Source organism: Candidatus Neomicrothrix sp., assembly GCF_035329545.1.
Lineage (GTDB): Bacteria > Actinomycetota > Acidimicrobiia > Acidimicrobiales > Microtrichaceae > Microthrix > Microthrix subdominans.
The window spans coordinates 1-20,417 of record NZ_DAOLGP010000030.1; the positions used below are offsets into that span (position 1 = coordinate 1).

Annotated in this window: 17 protein-coding genes; 16 read left to right on the plus strand and 1 reads right to left on the minus strand. The window is 66.3% G+C overall.

Annotation, left to right across the window (positions count from 1 at the left end):
* Positions 1 to 501 (minus strand): fibrinogen-like YCDxxxxGGGW domain-containing protein (locus PKD89_RS14695; RefSeq protein WP_289010464.1); only part of this gene is annotated, 501 nt, incomplete at its 3' end.
* 460 nt (positions 502 to 961) lie between these two features.
* Between PKD89_RS14695 and PKD89_RS14700 the strand changes: the two genes are divergently transcribed.
* From PKD89_RS14700 to PKD89_RS14775, 16 genes are all read left to right on the plus strand, one after another.
* Positions 962 to 1,663, plus strand: a complete 702-nt coding sequence (locus PKD89_RS14700) for a queuosine precursor transporter (protein WP_289010465.1) — start codon at positions 962 to 964, stop codon at positions 1,661 to 1,663.
* Positions 1,664 to 1,809: 146 nt separating this feature from the next.
* Positions 1,810 to 3,015, plus strand: a complete 1,206-nt coding sequence (locus tag PKD89_RS14705; protein ID WP_289010466.1) for an ABC transporter ATP-binding protein — start codon at positions 1,810 to 1,812, stop codon at positions 3,013 to 3,015.
* Between the two features lie 43 nt (positions 3,016 to 3,058).
* Positions 3,059 to 3,973 carry a carbohydrate ABC transporter permease gene (locus tag PKD89_RS14710; protein ID WP_289010467.1) on the plus strand — a complete coding sequence of 305 codons (915 nt, stop codon included), beginning with the start codon at positions 3,059 to 3,061 and terminating at the stop codon, positions 3,971 to 3,973.
* The gene (locus PKD89_RS14715; protein ID WP_289010468.1) at positions 3,966 to 4,907 is read left to right on the plus strand and encodes a carbohydrate ABC transporter permease; all 942 of its coding nucleotides are present in this window, start codon (positions 3,966 to 3,968) and stop codon (positions 4,905 to 4,907) included. The genes PKD89_RS14710 and PKD89_RS14715 overlap by 8 nt, the downstream gene beginning before the upstream one ends.
* Before the next feature lie 13 nt (positions 4,908 to 4,920).
* Positions 4,921 to 6,405, plus strand: a complete 1,485-nt coding sequence (locus PKD89_RS14720) for an ABC transporter substrate-binding protein (protein ID WP_289010469.1) — start codon at positions 4,921 to 4,923, stop codon at positions 6,403 to 6,405.
* A 117-nt stretch (positions 6,406 to 6,522) separates the two neighbouring features.
* Positions 6,523 to 7,080 (plus strand): MarR family transcriptional regulator, encoded by a 558-nt coding sequence (locus tag PKD89_RS14725; RefSeq protein ID WP_287378411.1) that lies wholly within the window; start codon positions 6,523 to 6,525, stop codon positions 7,078 to 7,080.
* A gap of 64 nt (positions 7,081 to 7,144) precedes the next feature.
* Positions 7,145 to 8,794 (plus strand): MFS transporter, encoded by a 1,650-nt coding sequence (locus tag PKD89_RS14730; protein WP_289010470.1) that lies wholly within the window; start codon positions 7,145 to 7,147, stop codon positions 8,792 to 8,794.
* 263 nt (positions 8,795 to 9,057) lie between these two features.
* On the plus strand, positions 9,058 to 10,308 hold the full coding sequence (locus PKD89_RS14735) for an HNH endonuclease signature motif containing protein (RefSeq protein ID WP_289010471.1): 1,251 nt from the start codon (positions 9,058 to 9,060) through the stop codon (positions 10,306 to 10,308).
* Positions 10,309 to 10,645: 337 nt separating this feature from the next.
* A complete protein-coding gene (locus tag PKD89_RS14740) occupies positions 10,646 to 11,680 on the plus strand; it encodes a GNAT family N-acetyltransferase (protein ID WP_287378405.1) in 1,035 nt (344 codons plus the stop codon).
* Positions 11,681 to 11,776: 96 nt separating this feature from the next.
* A complete protein-coding gene (gene ychF, locus PKD89_RS14745; RefSeq protein WP_289010472.1) occupies positions 11,777 to 12,874 on the plus strand; it encodes a redox-regulated ATPase YchF in 1,098 nt (365 codons plus the stop codon).
* A gap of 838 nt (positions 12,875 to 13,712) precedes the next feature.
* On the plus strand, positions 13,713 to 14,519 hold the full coding sequence (locus PKD89_RS14750) for a hypothetical protein (RefSeq protein ID WP_324332513.1): 807 nt from the start codon (positions 13,713 to 13,715) through the stop codon (positions 14,517 to 14,519).
* 1,050 nt (positions 14,520 to 15,569) lie between these two features.
* The gene (locus tag PKD89_RS14755) at positions 15,570 to 15,875 is read left to right on the plus strand and encodes a helix-turn-helix domain-containing protein (RefSeq protein WP_289010474.1); all 306 of its coding nucleotides are present in this window, start codon (positions 15,570 to 15,572) and stop codon (positions 15,873 to 15,875) included.
* Between the two features lie 359 nt (positions 15,876 to 16,234).
* Positions 16,235 to 18,880 (plus strand): hypothetical protein, encoded by a 2,646-nt coding sequence (locus PKD89_RS14760; RefSeq protein ID WP_289010475.1) that lies wholly within the window; start codon positions 16,235 to 16,237, stop codon positions 18,878 to 18,880.
* A 152-nt stretch (positions 18,881 to 19,032) separates the two neighbouring features.
* On the plus strand, positions 19,033 to 19,248 hold the full coding sequence (locus tag PKD89_RS14765) for a hypothetical protein (RefSeq protein WP_289010476.1): 216 nt from the start codon (positions 19,033 to 19,035) through the stop codon (positions 19,246 to 19,248).
* Positions 19,241 to 19,516, plus strand: coding sequence for a hypothetical protein (locus PKD89_RS14770; protein WP_289010477.1), 276 nt, complete (start codon positions 19,241 to 19,243; stop codon positions 19,514 to 19,516). Before PKD89_RS14765 ends, PKD89_RS14770 begins: the two co-directional genes overlap by 8 nt.
* Before the next feature lie 323 nt (positions 19,517 to 19,839).
* On the plus strand, positions 19,840 to 20,406 hold the full coding sequence (locus PKD89_RS14775; RefSeq protein ID WP_289010478.1) for a MobC family plasmid mobilization relaxosome protein: 567 nt from the start codon (positions 19,840 to 19,842) through the stop codon (positions 20,404 to 20,406).
* Positions 20,407 to 20,417 lie beyond the last annotated feature (11 nt).

The window sequence follows — 20,417 nt, forward strand, 5'->3', positions numbered from 1 at the left end:
CGTCATCTTGGCCAGTGGCTTGCCGGCGGAGAAGTGCCACGACCACGGTTCGGCAGTGGCAAGATTCCAGCGGACCTCCTGCCACGACGTGCCGGCAGCGTTGGCGGACCGGCGGAGGCGAATACCGTCGGGCAACTGGGACGCAGCACCGCCATCGAGCAGCCCGTTGACCTTGTCAGCCGAGAGGTGCACCGGGGCCTGGGACGCCTGACCGTTTGGGTCGGTCAACAACCGGGCGACGTTGCCCTGTGCCGCGGGCGACCAGTTCCATCCCTCCCGGCCCACGCCGACCAACGCCCAGCCGCCACCATCGGTGGTCATGTCACAGGTGAACTTCTCGGGAGCGACCAGCGTGCTGGTGCGCAACCAATACACACCGGTGGCCGACTGCGAGAACTTCTGCTTGACCCCCCAGCACGAAGCACCCGCCGTCTCCGCCGTCGTGCCATCACCAGGTTGAGCAGGCTGCGGGTCGACGGGCGGGTCAGTGGGCTCGGTCACCGGGGGAGGGACCGTCTCATCTGGAGCGCAGGCCGCACTTGGGCCGAGCACTGCGGCCACCAGGAAGGCGGTGATGCCGGCCCGCTTGAGTGACGTCGCCCGAAGACGACTGCCCGAGGGTCGGCCCGATGAAGAAGGTCCGCTGGACATGAGCCCGCCAATAGCCATGAAATTCCGCCTGAGTTGTGCCCCGCAGCGACGCCCACCGAACGGTTGAGGTCGTGAGAAACCCCCAGTCCATCGAGGGCTTCATCGCGCGGACGCTAGGCGTTCCGGCTCACCCTGGCAAAGGTGCCTCGCCCCGAGCGGGAGGGCGTACGCAGGTCCGCCAGGCAAAGAAATCGGTGGCCGGTTTGTGGTGCCCGGGGAAGAAGGGCAGCGGGTGGCGGAGTGAGATTCGACGTGGGCCCCAGCGAGATGGGCTGAGGATCGATTCGCCGAACGCATCTACGCTGCCGCGATGGGCACGATCAACCCACGGGTGGACAGTGCCGTCGCCGTCGGTCGGACCGATGTCGACGCAACAACGATGTACAGCGAGCGTGCGGTGATGGTGCTGATGGTGGTCGGCGGCGCCTACGTGGCCACCTCCCTGATGGCCAACGTCATGTCGGTGCGCATCTTGTCGCTCGGCGGCTGGGCGGTGGACGCCGGCACGCTCACCTACCCGCTGACCTTCACCCTGCGCGACGTCGTGCACAAGGCGGGCGGCACCGCTGTGGCCCGCACGACGGTGGTGGCCACCGCCGGGTTCAACGCGCTGCTGGCACTGGGGCTGTGGGCGGCAGCCGTCCTGCCCGGCGATCCGGCGACCACCGGAGCGGCCCAGAGCGAGTTTGCCAACGTGCTCAACCCGGTGCTGCGCATCATCGCGGCGTCGATCATCGCCCAGTTGATCGCCGAGCTGGTCGACACCGAGGTGTACCGGGCCTGGGTGGCACGCTTCGGGGCACGCCACCAGTGGGGTCGGGTGATCAGCTCCAATTCGGTGTCGGTCCCGCTCGATTCGGTGATCTTTGCGGTGATTGCTTTTGCCGGCCGGATCCCCGGCGCCGTCGTGTGGTCGATCATCTGGGCCAACATCGCCATCAAGGGGGTGACCGCCCTGGCTTCGACCCCACTGATCTACACCGTGCGCGACCGGTGGGTCGGCCGGGAATGAACCGTCTCGGTCAGGGAGCGGGTTTCGCCGTTGCGCCAACGCTGGTGCGACCGGCTGGGAGGGGCGCCGTCGGCCGGTGCGGCGGCCGGACCGGCGCCTCGCAAGTGAACCGTCACGCGGGGATGCCCAGCGTCTAGGTTGGCGGCGTGTCAACGGTTCGCTTCGACCAGGTCACCAAACGCTTCGGAAAGACGACGGCGGTGGACGCAATGTCCCTCGACATCGTCGAGGGCGAATTCATGGTGCTGTTGGGCCCGTCGGGCTGCGGTAAGTCCACCGCCCTGCGCATGATCGCCGGATTGGAGTCGATCACCGAAGGCGCCCTGAGCATCGACGGCGAGGTGGTCAACCACGTCGACCCCCGCAAGCGCGGCATCGCGATGGTGTTCCAGAGCTATGCGCTGTATCCCAACCTGACGGTGCGCAAGAACATCGAGTCGCCGCTGAAGGCCAAGGACGTTCCGCCCGACGGCGGCGGCGACCCCCGCCGGCTGAGCAGCGAGGAGCGCGACGCGCGGGTGATCGAAGCGGCCCGAATGCTCGACCTGGAGGACTACCTCGACCGCAAGCCCGGCGCCCTGTCCGGCGGCCAGCGCCAGCGGGTGGCCCTCGCCCGGGCCATCGTCGCCCGGGCCAAGGTGCTGTTGATGGACGAGCCGTTGTCGAACCTGGACGCCAAGCTGCGGGCCCAGACCCGCGCCGAGCTGATCGACCTGCACGAGCGCCTCGGCGGCACGGTCGTCTACGTCACGCACGACCAGATCGAGGCGATGACGATGGCCGATCGCGTCGCCATCATGGCCAACGGCGCGCTCCACCAGGTGGGCACCCCCGACGACGTGTACGACCGGCCCGCCAATACCTTCGTCGCCGGGTTCATCGGTACTCCGCCCATGAACCTGATGGACGGCGTGGCCACCTCCGAGGGTGTCGAAGTGGCAGGCGCCAAGCTTGACGCCACCCACAAACTGGAGGCCGGCGCACCGGTGGTCGTCGGTATCCGACCCGAGCACCTCGTCCTGTCCGACGACGGTCTGACCATGGAGGTCAAGGCGGTCGAATGGTTGGGCTACGAGAGCCTGATCACCGCCGACCTGGTCGATGTAGGGGCCGCCCAGCGCTCGGCGCGGGACGCCGCCGACGACGGGGACAGCAACGACGCCGGCACGACCTCGCTGGTGGGCGACGCCGTGGTCGACAGCGACGATCCTGAACAGGTGGGTGCCACCCGCCGCCGCGTGATCCTGCGGGCCGCCGGCCGCGTCGACGCCCGCAACGGCGAGATCATCCGGGCCACGCCCCAGCCAGGTGCGGTGCAGCTGTTCGACGCCGACACCGGGGTGCACCTGTGAGTCGCACCACCGGGACGCGGCGGGTCGCCGGGGAGCCTCGCTGATGGGGGTCCTGCCAGACGCCGACGCCAAGGACGACACGGCGCCCGAGGGCGTCAGGCGCAGTGGCCTGTTTGGCCACAGCCTGCGGGAGACTGGCCTGGCCGCCGCCTTCCTGGCGCCGTCGCTGGTGATCTTCGGCCTGTTCTTCTACTTCCCGTTCGCCCGCCTGGTGTCGTGGGGCTTCTACGACAGTCGCCAACGAGGCTCGTTCTACGAGCGCGTCGGTTTCAGCCACTACGTCGATGTGCTCACCTCATCGGAGTTTCTCGACGGGCTGTGGATCTCGGTGCAGTTCGTGCTGCTGACCGTGCCCGCCGGCCTGATTTTGGGCACGCTGCTGGCGGTGGCCGCCCACCGACGTCTGAAGGGCATGAAGATCTATCAGACGATCTTCAGCTCGACGATCGCCACCTCGGTTGCTGTGGCCGCCGTGCTGTTCTTCGGCCTGATCAACCCCGCGGTCGGCGTGTTCAAGGTGGACTGGCTGTCCAACCCCGGCACTGCGTTGCCCGCCCTGGCGCTGGTCGCCGTGTGGAAGAACCTCGGCCTCAGCTTCGTCATCGTGCTCGCTGGGCTGCAGGCGGTGCCCGACGAGCTGACCGAGGCGGCGATGATCGACGGATACGGCGCCATCGGCCGCTTCTTCAAAGTGACCCTGCCGGCCCTGACGCCGGTGCTCACCTTCCTGGTCGTCGCCCTCACCATCTTCGGTATGCAGGAGTTTGCTCTGCCCGACATCATCACCGGAGGCGGCCCGGAGGGCAGCACCTCGACCCTGGTGTACACGATCGCCCAGAAGCTCGACCCGACCAACATCACCGACGGCTCGGTGATGGCGGTGGGCCTGTTCGGCATCACGCTGATCATCGGGCTGGGGCAGTTCCTGTTACTGGAACGGGGGATGAACCGTGACTGACGTAGCTCCGACCCACACAACCACCGATGCAGCGACCGTCGGCACCGGGTTCACCTCCGCCCGGTCCGGGGTGATCGCCCCGTCCGGCCCGGCGCCGGTGGTGGCGGCCCCAGCCGGCGCCCAGCTGAAGAAGCTGGGCTGGTACCTGTTCCTCACCCTGTTGGCGCTGGTCATCCTGTACCCGCTGTACATGTCGGTGATGCGGGCGCTGTCCGACCCGGCGGCCTATGCGCGGGCCGGCAACCCGCCCTGGCCGGTCGAGGCGGAGTGGGACGTGTTCAGCCGGGCGTGGAACGGCGGCAACCTTTCGGCGGCCACGTTCTGGAGCTTCGCCATGTCGGCGGTGATCACGGTGACCCAGGTCATCACCGCCGTGCTGGCCGCCTACGCCTTCGTGTTCCTGCGCTTCCCGTTTAAGAAGCTGCTGTTCGTGCTGTTCGTCGCCACCCTGATGCTGCCCCTCGAGGTGACCTTCGTGGCCAACTCCCTCACGATCCGTCAGTGGGGCTGGATCGACACGCTGCAAGGCCTGGTGGCGCCGTTCCTCGCTTCGGCGCTGGGCACCTTCCTCCTGCGCCAGGGGTTCCTCGGCATCCCCAACGAACTGCGCGAAGCCGCCTTTCTCGACGGCTACGGCCACTTCCGGTTCATGACCCGCATCGCCGTGCCGTTGGCGGCGCCCGTCGTCGCCTCGGTCGGCCTGCTCGCCTTCCTGTCGTCCTGGAACCAGTACCTGTGGCCCCGGGTGGTCACCGAGCAGGAAAGCCACCAGACGCTGCAGATCGCGCTGAAACGCCTTGCGGCCCAAAACATCCAGCAGCTCAACGTCGGGGTGGCCGGTGCCGTCCTGGCGGCGCTGCCGATCTTTGCGCTGTTGATCGTGTTCCAGCGAGCGATCGTGCGAGGATTGACCGCCGGTGCGGTCAAGGGGTGAGAACGAGATGCATGTGACACCGTCAAGGCGATCGAATGGACGACCGGGCGCCAAACGCCCCGGCCGGCTGCGGGCCGGGTTGGTGGGCGTCGCCGTGCTGGCGGGCACCACCGCCGTCGCTTGCGGGCCGCCCCCGACGATCGAGGCCCTCGAGGGTGACGACGTGTCCGCCGACAACCTGCCCGACTGCCCGATGGGCGAGCTGGACAAGGCCACCGGCGTCACCAACATCGTCGTGTGGCACGCCTTGGGTGCTGAGCCCGCCAAGGCGCTTGAGGAGGTCACCCAGGCGTTCAACGACAGCCAGGACGAGGTGAACGTCACCCTGCAGAACCAGGGCGCCGACTACTCCGAGGTGTTCCGCAAGTACAACGCCGCCGCAGCCAGCGGCGAAGGCGTGCCCGCCGTCGTGTACCTCGAGGACACGACGATCCGCACGATCATCGACACCGGCACGCTGTTTCCCGCCGAAGCATGTGCCGAGGAGGTGGGTTTCGACCTCGACTCGGTGCAGCCCGCCGTCCGCAGCGCCTACACGGTCGACGGCGTCTTCTACCCCGGCTACGTCAACGTCTCCGGGCCGATCATGTTCTATAACCGCAGCCACTTCCGCGAGGCGGGCCTGGACGTCGACTCGCCACCGCAGACGTTGGCCGAGGTGCGCAGCGCCGCCGAGAAGCTGAAGGCGTCGGGCATCGAAAAGCCCTTGGCGCTGAAGCTGGACCCGTGGTTCTTCACCTGCTGGGTGAACGGGGTCGGCGAGGACATCGTCCTGCCCGACAACGGAAGATCTGGCGCAGTCACGGAGGCCAACCTGAACAACGAGGCCGGTGTCGAGACGCTGCAGTGGATCCAGGACATGGTGGCCGACGGGTTGGCCGACCCGATCTCGAACACCCCGGGGCAGATCAACCAATACCTCAACGTGGCCCAGGAAAAATCGTCGATGTTGATCGAGACGTCGACCGCCTCCACGTCGATCAAGGCGTTCCTCGGCGGCGACCTGGACACCGGCGGGCAGGATGCCTCCTCGGTCGACACCGGCGGACTCGACCCGGCCGCCACCCCGTTCCCGGGCCTCGACCAACCCGGCGGCGTGCGGGTGTCCGGGGGCTACTTCGGCATCTCCAACCGGGTGCCCAAGGTGCAACAGGCCGCAGCGGCCAAGTACCTCGGTTTCATGTCGCAGCCCGATCAGGTGGTCGCCTGGCATCTCGTCGGCTCGTACCTGCCGGTGATCGGCGATGTCGCCGACGACCCCCGGATCCAGAAGTTCTGGAAGGAGGACCGGGCCGGTCAGCTGCTCAAGGTGGGTTACGAGCAGATGGCGCTGATCGATCCCAAGCGGCCCGGACCGCTGATCGGGCCCTATCCCGAGTACACCGACATCATGCAGAAGACGATGGAGTCCACCGCCCGCTCAGGCGCATCGCCCGAGGACGCGCTGAACAAGGCCAACGAGCAGATGAACGCCGAACTCGAGCAGTACTACGGCTGAGGCCGGCGCCGCGGCGCCGATGTTGGTGCGGTGCTGTCCCGGCACGACGGTACCGCCGAGCCGGGTGGTTTGCCGGGAAACAGTTTCGTGGGAAAGTACATCGGGTAACGTGCCCGGGTGATACCCGAGCACACCACGCAACTTGAGCAAGTGGGGCGACCCGGCAAGCTGCCGCCGGGTCGTGATCACCTCGACGAGCTGATCGATCAGGTTGTCGCTCTCAAGCCCGAACTCGACCTGGGCGGCTTGGCGGTCACCGGACGCGTGCTGCGGCTGGCGGCCCGCTTGGAAGAGGCCCGGGCCAGGTTGCTCGCACCGTTCGAGCTGACCGTTGGCGAGTTCGACGTGCTGGCCACGGTGCGCCGCTCCGGGCCGATTACGGCGTCCGAGATCTGCCACGCGGTGATGATCACCGCCGGTGGGATGACCAAGCGCCTCGATCGACTCGAAGCGCGCAACCTGCTGAACCGAACGGCGAACCCGGCCGACCGGCGGGCTGCCCACATCGTGCTCACCGACGATGGAACGCGGCTGCTCGACGACGCCTACCAGGTGATCGTCGAGGCCGAAACCCAACTGGTCGCCGCCGAGCTGGGCGATGCCAACGTGCGCGCTCCGGTCGAGGCTGCACTGCGGGCGCTGCTGTGTTCGCCCGCCCTCGCCGAGCCGTCGTGAACGCCACCGAACGCACGAGGACCCGGACCGGTCCTCCCAACCAAACCCGTCCGAAGGACACCCCGTGACCGACAATTCCATCCCCCTCTACGAGATCCCCGAGATCCACGAACGCCGTTGGTGGATTCTCGGGGTGATGGCAGCGTCCCTCACCGTCGTGGTGATGTCGGTGTCCGGTCTGAACGTTGCGCTGCCCACCCTCCAGGAGTCGCTCGACGCCAGCAACTCGGCGCTGCAGTGGATCATCGACTCCTATGCGCTGGTGTTCGCCGGGTTGCTGCTGACCGCCGGAGCACTGGGTGACCGCTTCGGCCGCCGCAACGCGCTGCTGTTCGGCCTGGCCGTTTTTGCGGTCGGCGCAACGGTGGGCGGCCTGGGCTCTACCCCGGCCCAGGTGATCGCCGGGCGGGCCACGATGGGTGCCGGTGCCGCCTTCGTCATGCCCGCCACGCTGTCGCTGGTCGTCACCGTGTTTCCGCCCAAGGAGCGTCGCCGGGCGATCGCCATCTGGGCCGGTTTCGCCGGTGCCGGGGCGGCGATCGGTCCGATCGTCTCCGGCGCCCTCCTCGAATGGTTCTGGTGGGGGGCCGCCCTGCTGGTGAACATCCCGATCGTCATCGTGTTGGCGGGGTCGATCGCCGTGCTGGCCCCGAGGTCCCGCGACACGCACAACACGCCGCTCGACCTGCCGGGTACCGCACTGTCGCTCGTCGGCATCACCGCGTTGGTCTTCGGCATCATCGAGGGGCCCAACCTGGGCTGGTCGAGCCCCGAGGTGCTCGTCGGGTTCGCAGTGGCGGCGGTGACCCTGGTGGGCTTTGTGGTGCGAGAGCGCCACGCCCGCCACCCGATGCTGCCCCTCGAGTTGTTCGCCGACCGCCGCTTCTCGGTCGGCAGCGGCGTCGTCACCGTGACGTTCTTTGCGATGATCGGCTTCTTCTTTCTCAACACCCTGTACCTGCAGTTCGTGCGGGGAGACTCGCCACTGTTCGCCGGTCTTGCCGCCGTGCCGGTGGCGATCATGCAGGTGCTCGTCGCCCCCCGCAGCTCGTCGCTGAGCGAACGCTTCGGCAGCGGCCCGGTGATCGCCGTCGGCTTCACGTTCATCTCCTCCGGGTTCGCCGTCCTGGCGTTTGCTGCGCCGTCGTGGCCGTACCTGCCCCTCGGTGCCGCGTACGTGCTGTTGGGCACCGGGATGGGCATCACGGCAGCCCCTGCGACCGGAAACATCATGAGCGCGGTGCCCGATGCCAAGGCTGGGGTGGGGTCGGCGGTCAACGACACCACGCGCGAGTTTGGTGGCGCCCTGGGCATCGCCGTGCTGGGCAGCATCATCGCCAGCGCCTATCAGGCCAACCTGCGCATCGACGATCTGGGGTTGGGCCCCGAGCAGGCGGCGGCGGCGAAGGACTCGGTTGGGGCCGCCAGCCAGATCGCCCGGTCCCTGCCGGGGGGCGGAGCCGAGTTGGCCGACCGCGCCGGCGTGGCCTTCACCGGCGCCTTCAACATCGCCAACACCATTTCGGCGTTGCTCGCTCTCACTGCCGCCGTCACCGTGGCCTTCGTGTTCAGCCCCAGCAAGGAGCGCTCAGCAGCCCACGCCGCTGCCGCCTCGCGTCACGCCCCCGATGCGGAGCCCGCCCCGCTCGTGGGTCAAAGCATCCCCTCAGCGCACCGCACGGGTCCGACGGGCGATCACGTCTGGGATGGATAGCGGTCACCTGCTGGCCCTTCATCGTCCCAAAGCAGCGAGCCCAGCCGTTTGGGGCAAGTTCGGTCGGCGTAGAGGTGCGCGGCTGGAACGTCACAGTCCCTCGTTATCGTGAATCGAAACCGCTCAGGACCCGGAATCGGCGAGCTCCGCCTCGTCGCTCCCGGGTGGTGTGGGCGCCGTCGTCGGCCTCGGTTCGGGCCTTCCTCCCGCAGATGACGACCCGCCGGCTGAGCGCTGCGACGCCGGTGGAAGGAGGCACGGCGATGACACCCGAACACTCGGCGCCCGGACACACGACACCAATACGTCCCACACCAGCACCCGAACGACCCAACCGACCGGCTCTCGAGCTCGTTCACGACTCGACCCGGGCGCCGACATTGGAACTGGTTGGCTCGGCGGCGCACCGACCGACCCCCCGACGCGTCGGCGCAGCGGGAACCACGCTGGGCGAACGCCTGGTCGAGGTGGGATGGCGTGCGTCGGAGCGCCATCACGACCTGGTGCGCTTGGCCGCGGAGTTTGCCGGCACCTCGGAGTGGTTCGGCGACGGCAGCTCGTCGGCGGCCCGGTGGATCAGCCAGCGGTTGGACATCTCGGTGCGAACGGCCCGGGAGTGGATCGCCGTCGGGCGAGCGCTCCGGCGGTTGCCGATGCTCGATGAGGCGCTGGCTCGGCGCGAGCTGTCCTATGCCAAGGTACGGATCCTGGTGCGGGTGGCGACGATGGAGAACGAGCGCGAGCTGATCGACCTGGCCTGTTCGGTGAACGCCGGCGCGCTGGGTGCGGCGCTGGCGACATGGTCCCGTCGTGAAGAGACCGAAGACGTGCGCGACGAGCGACATCGGGAGTCCCGTAGCCTCAGCTGGAGGGTCGAGCCGGACGGCCAGGCAACCGGCACGCTTCGCCTGCCCCCCGATGTCGCCGGCGGCGTGATGGCGGTGATCGATGCCGCAGTGATGCGCGCCCGGCAGGACTCGGTTGATCGCGTGGGCTCCAACGGGGGCGGCTCCGACATCGTCGGCCATTCCGACGTCGTCGGCGCCATCGCAATGGCCGGGTGGCCCGAGCGCCAGGCCGCCGAGCAGGTGATCCACCCCACGCTGGCCCAGCAACGAGCCGACGCCCTGGTCGCCGTGATGTGCGGCGGGGGAGCTCAGCTGAGCGCCGAGGTGATCCTGCACGTTCGCGGTGACGGGACGACGATGGATGACGGCACCCCGGTGACGCGCCAGGCCGTGATGCGGGCATTGCCCCAGTCGTGGGTGCGGGCGCTGATCCACAACGCCGAGGGCACCCCGCTGAACGCCTCGGCCCGTCGACGGCACCCGTCCGCCCGACAGAAGCGGGTGGTGAAGGAACGCGACCGCCGCTGCGTCGACTGCGGGGGCAGCGACCTGCTCGAGTACGACCACGTTCCCGACTTCTCGATCAGCAACCAGACGGTGGTCGATGGTCTGCAGCTGCGGTGCGCCGCGTGTCACCGTGCCCGCCATGTTCGGGGGGCACGGTGACGGGAGCCGGGGGCAAACTCGCCCCACAACGCAGAAAAGTGCCCCGAGGAGCACTCGTCGGCGCAGTCTGGGTTGCTCTGCTCAAACAGCGACAAGGGCCGTACGGCGAGCTACTCCAGGATCAGTTGCGGCCCAGGTTGGGCTTGCGGCCGTGGTTGGCCTTCTTCTTCCGGGCGTTCTTCTTCTTGCGTTGGGTCCGCTGAGACATCCGGAGAGGCTACCGCCCGCGGGGCCAACCCCCCAAAGCTGACCGGGCGGTAGCTTCGGGGCGTGCACCCTGGCCCGGCGAACGATTGCGACGCGACGACCCCGCCTCTGACGAGAATGACATGATCCGATGATCGAGCCGAGCCCACTGAGGGTTCCGCCCGGCTGGTGGTACGACGTCGACGCGGTCGTCCACGACGGCGACGAGCACACCGAGTCGGTGCTGACCCGACCCGAGGACCTCGAAGAGATTCGTCGGGTGCTGGCCTCGGCCTTTGACGTGCCCCGCTTCGAGACCCTCGACTACCTGCGCTGGTTCTACACCCAGTGCCCCTTCGGGGAGACCTTCAGCGGCATCGTCCGGCGCGACGGCCGGGCGATCAGCCACCTGGCCGGTGCGCCCCGGCGGCTGCGAACCGTTGACGGCACCCTCGACATGTGGCTGATCGCCAACGTCGCCTCGGTGCCCGACGCGCAGCGCGAGGGTGCGTTTCTGCGCATGTGCCTCCAGGCGTGGCTGATGATCGAGGGGTTCGACCAGGCGGGCATCTACGGGGTGATGAACGATCAGTCCCGCCAGGCCCTGGAAGCCTTTGGGGTGGTCACCGAGGCCGAACTGCCCACCAAGGTGTTGGGCCCGACGCCGTGGACCAAGGCGCGGTTCAGCCATCACACGGTGGACCGGGCGCTGCTGGAGAGCGACCGGCTGGGGGAGCTGCTGGCCGACACCGACCTGGCCCCTCGGCGGGGCGTGCGGCTGTGGTGGCACCTCGACGTGCTGCGCTGGCGGTTGGCCAGCCCGCTGAGCACCTACACCCTGCACGTGGCCGACGACATGGTGGCGGTGTCGACCACCACCACCTGGCGGGGCGTCAGGGTGGCGGTGCTCATGAAGGTGCTCGTACGGGGCGAGCGGCGCCGGGCCGACGGACTGCGAAAGGCATGGTTTACCCCGGCGATGGTCGGCGAGGTGTGCGCGCACCACCGCACGCCCTTGGCGCTGTACGTCGGCATGAACTCCGACGTGCGGGTGTTCGGGGCGCTGGTACCCCAGCGCTACCTGCCCTCGCCGCTGCACCTGTGCTTCAAGGCGGTGCCCCGTCGCATCGGCACCAGCGACCTGCGCTTCGACAGCTTCGAGCTGTTGGACTTCGACGTGCTGTAGGCCGTCGTTTGCCGACGGCCAACACGGCCGGTGATCGACCCCGGGCTGCGGTGCCCATGGGACGCCAAAGCGGGCTCCGGTAGGCTGCCGCCCCTCATGGAACGCTTCGGATTCGTCGGACTCCCCAATGCGGGCAAGTCGTCGCTGTACAACGCACTCGCCGGGGGCGGCGCCCTCGCGGCGCCCTATGCCTTCGCCACGGTTGACCCCAACGTCGGCGTGGCCAAGGTGCTCGACAGCCGCCTCGATGCGCTGGCTGAGATGAGCAAGTCCAAGAACGTCATCCCCACCGCCGTGCAGTTCGTCGACATCGCCGGCCTGGTGAAGGGCGCCTCCCAGGGCGAGGGGCTGGGCAACCGCTTCCTGGCCCACATCCGGGAGGTGGACGCGACCGTGTTCGTGCTGCGGGCCTTCGAGGACACCGACGTGCCCGGCTCCTCCGATCCGGCCGAGCAGCTGGAGATCCTGGAGCTCGAGCTGATCACGGCCGACCTGGAGGCGATGGAGAAGCACATCGACAAGCGCCGCAAGGCCGCGCGATCCAACCCGGTGCTGGCGCCCGAGGTGGCGGCGATGGAGGCGGCGATCGACGTGCTGGGCGCAGGTACCCCGGTGTGGCGGGCCGGCCTGGGCGACGACACGCTGGCGCTGCTCAAGGCCGAGCAATTGCTCACCTCCAAGCCGGTGATCGTGTTGGTCAACCTGGGCGAGGACCAGCTGGAGGAACCCGACGCCCACCTGGCCGGGGTGCGAGAGCTGGTGGGCGACACGGCGCCGGTGATCGGTCTGTCGATCCAGCTCGAGGCCGAGGCGGCCATGCTGGACGCCGAGGACCGCGTCGAGATGCTGGACGCGCTGGGCCTCGGCGAAGGGGCGCTGCCCACTTTTTTGCACACCGCCTACCAGCTGCTGGGGCTGCGCACCTTCTTCACCACCGGCGAAAAGGAGAGCCGCGCGTGGACGTTCCGGGCGGGCTCGACCGCACCGCAGGCCGCCGGCGTGATCCACACCGACTTCGAGCGCGGCTTCATTCGTGCCGAGACGATTCAGTGGGACGTGCTGCTGGCGGCCGGATCGTGGTCGAAGGCACGCGACGAGGGCACGCTGCGCATCGAGGGCAAGGACTACAAGGTGGTGGACGGTGATGTCATGGAGTTCCGCTTCGGAGTAACCTCTGGCGGCAAGGGGGGCTAGTTCTTGGCTGAGCGGTGTCCCGAGATGGCGTTCGGCGAGGCTGGCGGCCTAACGCTCGGAATCGTCGCCGCCCGTTCAGCCTGGAGGCCCCGCTCCCAAACTCATGAGGGACACTGGTGACCAGCCCGTCTTGCGGATCAGTGACGTGGGAGACCCGAGTCATATTTGGCCAGTAGGCCCGTGATCCGGCCGCCAGCCAAGGTTGGAGGCCGGCAGGCTCTCGTGAAGCCGCCAAACGCCTGCCGGGAAAACGCGGTGGCTCGCTCGCCGTCGAACAACCTTTGACGGGCCGTGCTTGTCACGATGGACTTACTCGACTCCTTTAACCGACTCTCCAGGACCGAGCCAGGTTGTCTTGGGTCAGTAGTATGGGATTTGACCAGCGAGTCGTAGGGTCGAGCGGGTACCTGTATTCTAATCATCAGCGTATGAGGGAGGGTATGTGAGAGTGGCAGTTTGCTTGCCGGAGGATGGGAACCCTGGGTTCCTGGAGCGGCAAGCGGATACTCTGTGCCGTATCCTTAAGCATTCGTCGGAACACGAAGAATTCACCATCAGGTCCGGTACGGTCTTGCTGCCCGACCCGAATCTCTGGCTCGATGGTGGAAGGGCTGAGCGGGAGTGGATATCGGCATCGAGCAACACATTTGCAGCGCTTCTCATGGCGGGGTGTTCCGAGGGGATGGTGAGCGCCATAGTAGGCGAGTTCTCCGATGCGGTGTTCCCGCGCGCAACAGTAATTAATTCATCTGAAGTTCTCCTGCTGAAGAACCTCCATGGATCACTAGTCCTAGACTATCGGGTTGCCGCCAGTTGTTTAAGACTACTGTACCTAGGAATGGATCAGCTGTATTGCCCGGGCGATGAACCCTCCATGTGCTCCATGAGTGTCGACCCCGATGCGTATTGTGAGAATCTCCCCGATGTGAAGTGCGGTAGCAGGGACCCCGCATTTGCCTGGGTAGATCTCCATGGCGACATGGAAAGATTGAGGAACGCGGGATGTACCGTCGACATGAAGCTCGAAAGTTTGCTTACCATGGATTCGGTCTTTGACAAGAACTACATGGGCGGAGATATCGCCTTGCAAATCGAGATTGTCAATCAATTTGAGGACCCTTGGTTGATCGCCTCGGTGCTGAATTGGATGGTCTTTGTTGCCCCGCGTTCGGTGGAAACGCTTCATGCTTTAGTCTTGGCGATTTCGCAAGCTCGTACAGGGGAGCAGGCTGCTCAGGCAGGTTTGTCCACTCGTCGACTCTTTGAGCAGTTGGCTGATGCGCTCTATTCGAGCCAGGTAGCCGACAGTCCATTGACCAAGGGTAGCCCCTATTCTGTTAAGAATGGCAAGCGGAAGAACCAGCTCCAAGCCGCATTGGAATATAGAGTTAACCATGTAGGTAGGGTCGAGGAGTTTGGTCGGGTCCGGGCAACACTCGAAGATATGACAAAATTCTCAGACGAGTCACTCCATCATCATCCGCCACTTGAGGTTGTGACGGTGGCGGAGAAGCTGGATGGCCTAGCAGAGTTACTCAATGACATGCGGGAACTTGCACCGCCCGATCAGGTTAGTGAGGCAGCGTATTTGGGCAGCTTCGACGAGTACGTTGAAAAGATGGCGGAACAGCTCATAGGTGACTGAGAGAAGTGATTTGAAGAACACTCGTGATCCCGCTGCGTCGAACCTGTTCGCCGCCCGCTACTGCTGCCCCAACGGTAGTTTGGGGGTGACCATCAGTCGACCAACCGGGTTCGGCTTCGTGGGTGAAAGTTGAAGAGGTTGAGAGGCCGGCTCGGGATACTGTCCTACGGCAATGAGATCCCGCTGACCTGTCGTCCTGTTAGCCGTCAGCCCGTCACGTCTCGGGCGGAGGGGCGGTGGTGGGCGTTGATGGAGCATCAGCTCCGTGTCCCGGCCGGGACGACCGGGTCGGCTAGTGGCCAAGGGCTTCTGCGAGTTCAAGCCTGATCTCTGTAGGCCGTGGAGGGAACCAGGTAGCGACCCGGTGGAGGTCACGAAGAGGGCTCATTGGATCTGGGCGGGTCTAGGCCTGAAGGTCTTCCGCGGTCCCAACCCGTTGGCATCGACAGGACGGCGCCTCCTTTTGTCGTTGATTATTGCCTTCGCAATCACATTCGTGTTTTTGCCAGTCCAATGACATGCACGATCATTTGGTCGGGTAGCGAGAGAACCGGGGGGCGTCCCCCCCTCCCTCCCCCTCGAGGGCTGCGTGAAGACCACGCTCCTGTGCACTCGATTCTTAGTCGGCGCACCTAGACCGTGTTAGCGCTCTGACTTGCTTGGGCTTGTCAGTGGTGGTAATATGGTGACATCAAATCAACTATCCGCGCCTTTTGGATCGGGCGTTGTCTCGGAAATGCGAGACGTTGCATGTGGGGACGCTGACCGAGCCCCTTTGGAGAAGGTCAACCCGACTAGACGGGACGATGTGGGGTCTCGCAAGCCCCTTCGGAGAACGTCCGAGGTAGCCCACCTCAACGCTAAGCGCCGTGGTTTCTAGTACAGCACGGCACGAGGCAGGACTGTAAAAATGGGCGGGGTATGCGTCAGCAGTGGGAGAGACTGCGGCAGGACCCCATCTGGCAACACGGGCGTGACCTAGATCGCCACCTGTGAGTGTGTCGGCCAGAGACGAGAGCACGCATTGCGTGCCTGTCTCTGGAGCGACCATTGAGTTATTACAAGCCGCCGACGTCAAGCGGCACCCATTATCTGACGTTGCAAGAAGCGGTGGCCCTTGGCTACGGCGCCTATAGCACCCTGCGTAGGTACATCGCTGACGATCGGCTTCCTGCCGTCAAGATCGGAAGCCGCATCAAGGTGCTGCGCGTTGATCTTGACGCGCTTGCCGCCCCGAAACGATCAGCGGCCTTCGAGGACCGTGAGGCCGCCATTGAGCGGATCATCGGGACTGCCCCTCGGCTGACCGCCGACCAAGTAAGGCGGCTCGCGGCCCGGTTGGGCGGTGCGTCATGAGCGCCGTAGCGCCCGGGTGGGCCCACCGCGAGATCGTCGACCTCGCCGACGCGCGCCCTGGGCGCGTAGGAAACTCGGAGGCCGTCTTCGATGTGTTCACACGGCGGCGTCAGCGGTGCTCGACGACGCGGCCAGCCGGGGTACCGACGGTGGCCTCGCCGGTCGGAGCAAACGAGCCGCTGAGCAAGGCCGCGGAACACGGCACCCCCGAACTGCCGTGTGATTCCGACGCGATTGAAACCGGCGATTCGGCTCATAGCCGAGGAGACCGTCGGTCACGGTCATTAGCCCCTATGGGGACCCCCGAGTTACGACCGTGTGACCGTGGCACAGCGGCGCCATCGCAGGGAGGGGTTGCTGTGGGCGTGTCGGCCCCGTCGACGGCGTTCGGCAACCTGCCGTCGGTGAAGGCGATGGGCACCGGGCGCGCCGGGATCGTCGTGGGTTTCGACACCGAGTTCACGACCGTGGATGGCGCGCGGGTCATCGACTCCTACCAGTTCGCTGTGCCGGATCCGATCGACCCGTCCGTGATGGTCGAGGTCGTCATCCTGCCGATGCGGGGTTCACGGCAGCGCATCTCGCTGCATACGGCGCTGTGGGGCGTGGTTGAGGACGCTCAGCTGTGGCGCTCGCCTCTCGTGCCCGCCGAGGTCGGGCCGCGCGGCGTGGCCCGCCCGGAGTTCTGGTCTGAGGACTTGAAGGAGCGCCGCGAGGCGCTTGCGAAGCTGGGGGTGCGCATCGTGCTGGCGTGTCACTACGGCTCGGCGGACATGACGACGTTCCGCATCGGCGGTCAGGGACGCGAGCTGGACCACCTCGTCTCGCTGACGTCGGCGGCGGGTGGTCTCGTGACGCTGCTTCCGTTCCGTATGCAGCGCAGTGACTCGTCCGGCTGGTGGTGGCAAAGCCTGTCGGTGTCGGTGCGCGACACCATGTCGCAGGCACCTGCCGGAGAGAAGTCGCTCGCAGTTCTCGGCGACGCAAGCGGGGTGCCGAAACTGAAGGTGCCGGATGGGTGGATTGACCGCATGAGCGACTACCGCCGGGAGCACCTGCCGGAGTTTCTCGAGTACGGCATCAACGACGCGGTGATCGTCGTCGAGTACCTGACACGCCTGTGGGGCGATGGCGTGGTGCCGCCGATCACCCTGAGTAGTGGTGCTGCTGCTGCCCTGGTCGACTCGGGGAGCGCCTACTTGGGCGCGTCCAGTGCCGCCGAGTTCCGTCGCCGTTTCGCAGGTCTGGTGGACGAGGATGAGGGCGTCGAGGCCGTTGAGGAAGGCGATCGCCTGAGCTACTACGCCAAGCGGGGTCGTAACCCGCTCGATGGCGCAGCGGCGCAGCTCTCGGCGGCTTTCGCTCGCGGTTACCACGGTGGCCTGAACTCTTGTCCGATGCCTGGGTTCTACCTGCAGCCGACCGTGGACATCGACGCCCAGAACGCCTACCCGACGGCGATGTCTTTGGTGCGTGACCTGGACTGGGAGGCAGGCGCGATCGAGGAGGTCGTGCATGAGCGACCCCTCACCTCCCAGGACGTGCCGACGCCGACGACTCCGTTCGTCGCCTTCGTGTCCTTCACGTTCCCCCGCGACGTGCTCCATCCCTGCCTGCCCATCCGGGCCGACGGGACGCTTGTCTACTCACTTACGTCCGAGGGCACGGCCGGTGCTTGGGTGTGCGGCCCCGAGCTGTGGCTCGCTCTGCGTCTCGGTGCTGAGGTCTACTGCCAGATCGGGTACCACGGACGCGTGTTGGCCGGTCCGGACGGCGGCCCGAGTCTTTCACTGCGCCATGGTGTGAAGGTATTGATCGACGACCGCAACACTGCCAAGCGGTTGTTCGGCAAGGGTTCTCTCGAAGAGATGATCCTCAAGACCGGCGTCAACTCCGTCTATGGGAAGACAGCCCAGAACGTTGCCGAGCAGCGGTCTTGGGATGCCCGCGCGCAGGAGATGGAGAACGTGGGTGGTTCGGCGATCACTAGCCCGTACCAGGCCGCGATGACGACGAGTCTCGTGCGTGCTCAGTTGCACGCGGCGATGAACCAGATCGACGAGCGGGGCGGCTACGTCTACTCGGTCACTACTGACGGCTTTATCACCGATCAGACCGTCGAGGTGATTAACGCGCTCGACATGTACGGCCTCGCCAAGGATCTGAGCGAGGCGCGTGTTGCTCTGACCGGGGAGCCGACTATTTGGGAGGTGAAGCATGCCCAGGAAGATCTCGTGAACTTCACGACTCGCGGGAACGTGTCGCTCTCTCTCGGTGGCGTGTGCGCTCACAACGGGCTGAAGATGCCGAAGGGCGTCGTGCCTGACAGCGCCGAGGATCGTGAGCTTCTGTTGGGCGCTGTTGTGGCTCGTAGCGGCCGGGTGCCGAACGGGTACACGCGTTTCCCGAGCTTCCAGGAGCTGTCCCGCAGGGAGGACCGAAAGGACTTCATCCCGTCTAGGGTCGAGCGCGCGGTTTCGATGGACTACGACCTCAAGCGCAGGCCCGTCGTTAACTCCATGACCCCCAGGCAGGTGCCCCTGCCCGATGGCACCCACTACGAGATGGCTACCTTCGAAACCGAGCCGTGGGAACGTGTCGAGGACTGCTTGCGGGCTCGGCAGATCGCGCGTGAGGTGGCAAGGACGGGGTGCCTGCGCACCGTGGCTGAATGGCGCGACTGGGCCGTTCGGTTCGCCCATGGCAAGGGCCGTCGTATCGTGACTCCGCAGCGGGCCGTGCTTACAAGCATCGTGATGGCGCACCGTCAGGGCGTCATTACGATCCCGACGTTGGCTGACCGCTCGCTCAGCGTCGCTGAGCGTCTCAATTGGCTGGCTGAGTGGGGGCTCGGGACGGTGTCCCGCGGGGACTGGGACAACGCCAGGCGTCCTGAGCGCCAGGCGCAGATGCTCCCGCTGGACGTCCTCGACCCCTATCTCGATCGGATGCGCACGATGGCCACTGGCGATCGTCCGACCGATGCGGATCGCCTGCCCTACTGACTATTGACACGCCCTCCCAGGGGCGAACTCCCGTAACCCACATCGAACTACCGCTGTCTCATGTGCCGTCAGCCAGCCGTGCCCATCGCGGCTGGGGCCCTGACGGCGACTTCGACGAAGCATGACCAAGAACACCCGAGCCCGTCTGTGACGTGCTGACCAACACCACCACCACCGCAAGGAGCAACAACATGACCGCCAATGCAACGGTAGCTAGGCCCGATTCGGGCCCAGAGAGTGCATCGGAACTGCTGGACGAACTGGAGCAGCAGACCGAGATCCTGAGGGAACGGATTGCCAGGCTGCAGCAGTTGCAAGAGACGCGTATGCGGCTCTTACTGGGGGCGTTTGGAGTGACCTATGAGTGACGAGACCAGCGCCGCCCCGGCGGTACGGATGGCTACGGAGCCGTGGAAGCCGGTGCCGAAGAGGCGCCGGCCGAAGACCACCGAGGAGCAACTCGCCGAGGCTATGGCCAGGGCCGATGCGCTGAAGGCGAAGGCGCTGACACAGCGCGACGGGCTGCGGATGGATCTGGTCGAGGACCTCTACTTGAGGTTCGACGTCGGTGAGATTGATGGCGACGTGTGTGAGCGCAAGCGGCTCGCAGCGCTTCGCGAGTCGCTGGACCTGTAGGGCTTGTCACTGCACGGCTACGGCCCTTCTCCACCGATAGGTGGACGGGGCCTAGCCGTGCCCGACCTCTTGGTTGAAGAACGCCTGAGAGCCTCTCCGGGGATCCAAGGGGCGGAGCCCCTGGCTAGCCAAGAGAGGGAGGAGAGCGACAGCGACCACGACCGAACGTGCCGACCGAATCGTTCGAGCGAAGCGAGAATGATTTCGGTCGGATTGCTTGCCGAGGGCTTGGAGCCAGGGGGCAAGCAGGTTGGCCCCAGGCTCCGCAAGGAGCTTGGGGCCAACGCTTAGACAGGCAGGTTCCGCGACACCCGGAGACCACAGTGAGCGAACAACGAGCGAACAGGGAGCGCCCGATGAGAGCGACGGACGATTACATGGAGAACGCTGGGTTGGCCGGCTCGGAGTCGGTCGGGTACGCAGCTGGGCGAAGCCAGCAGCGTCACACGAAGGACAAGGTCGTCACCGTCCGCATGACGACAGACGATGCCGGCGACCTCGCTTACGTGAGGGAGCAGCTTGGCTCGGGATCAGGTCCAGAGGCGGTCCGCGAGACGGTCAGGATCGCAGCGGCGGTCCTGCGCGGTGAGCAGTACCAGGCGTCCAGGACTCGACATGACGCGCTCCGGGTGGATGTCCCCGAAGAGGTGATGGTGAGCGTTCGGGGTGCCTTGCAAGCCAACGCTGATTCGCACTCCGATGTGGCGTTCCAGTTCCAGAAGATCGGGAACAACGTGAACCAGCTCGCGCGTGTGGCGAACGCTGGGGATCGAGTCCCGGCTGAGGCGCTGGCCGGGATGCAGCGGGCACTTGAGCGGATCGAATCTCGGCTCAATCGAGATGCACACCGTGATGGTGACCGGGCAGCGAAGATGTGGAGAGCCCTCTGATGCCGATTGGA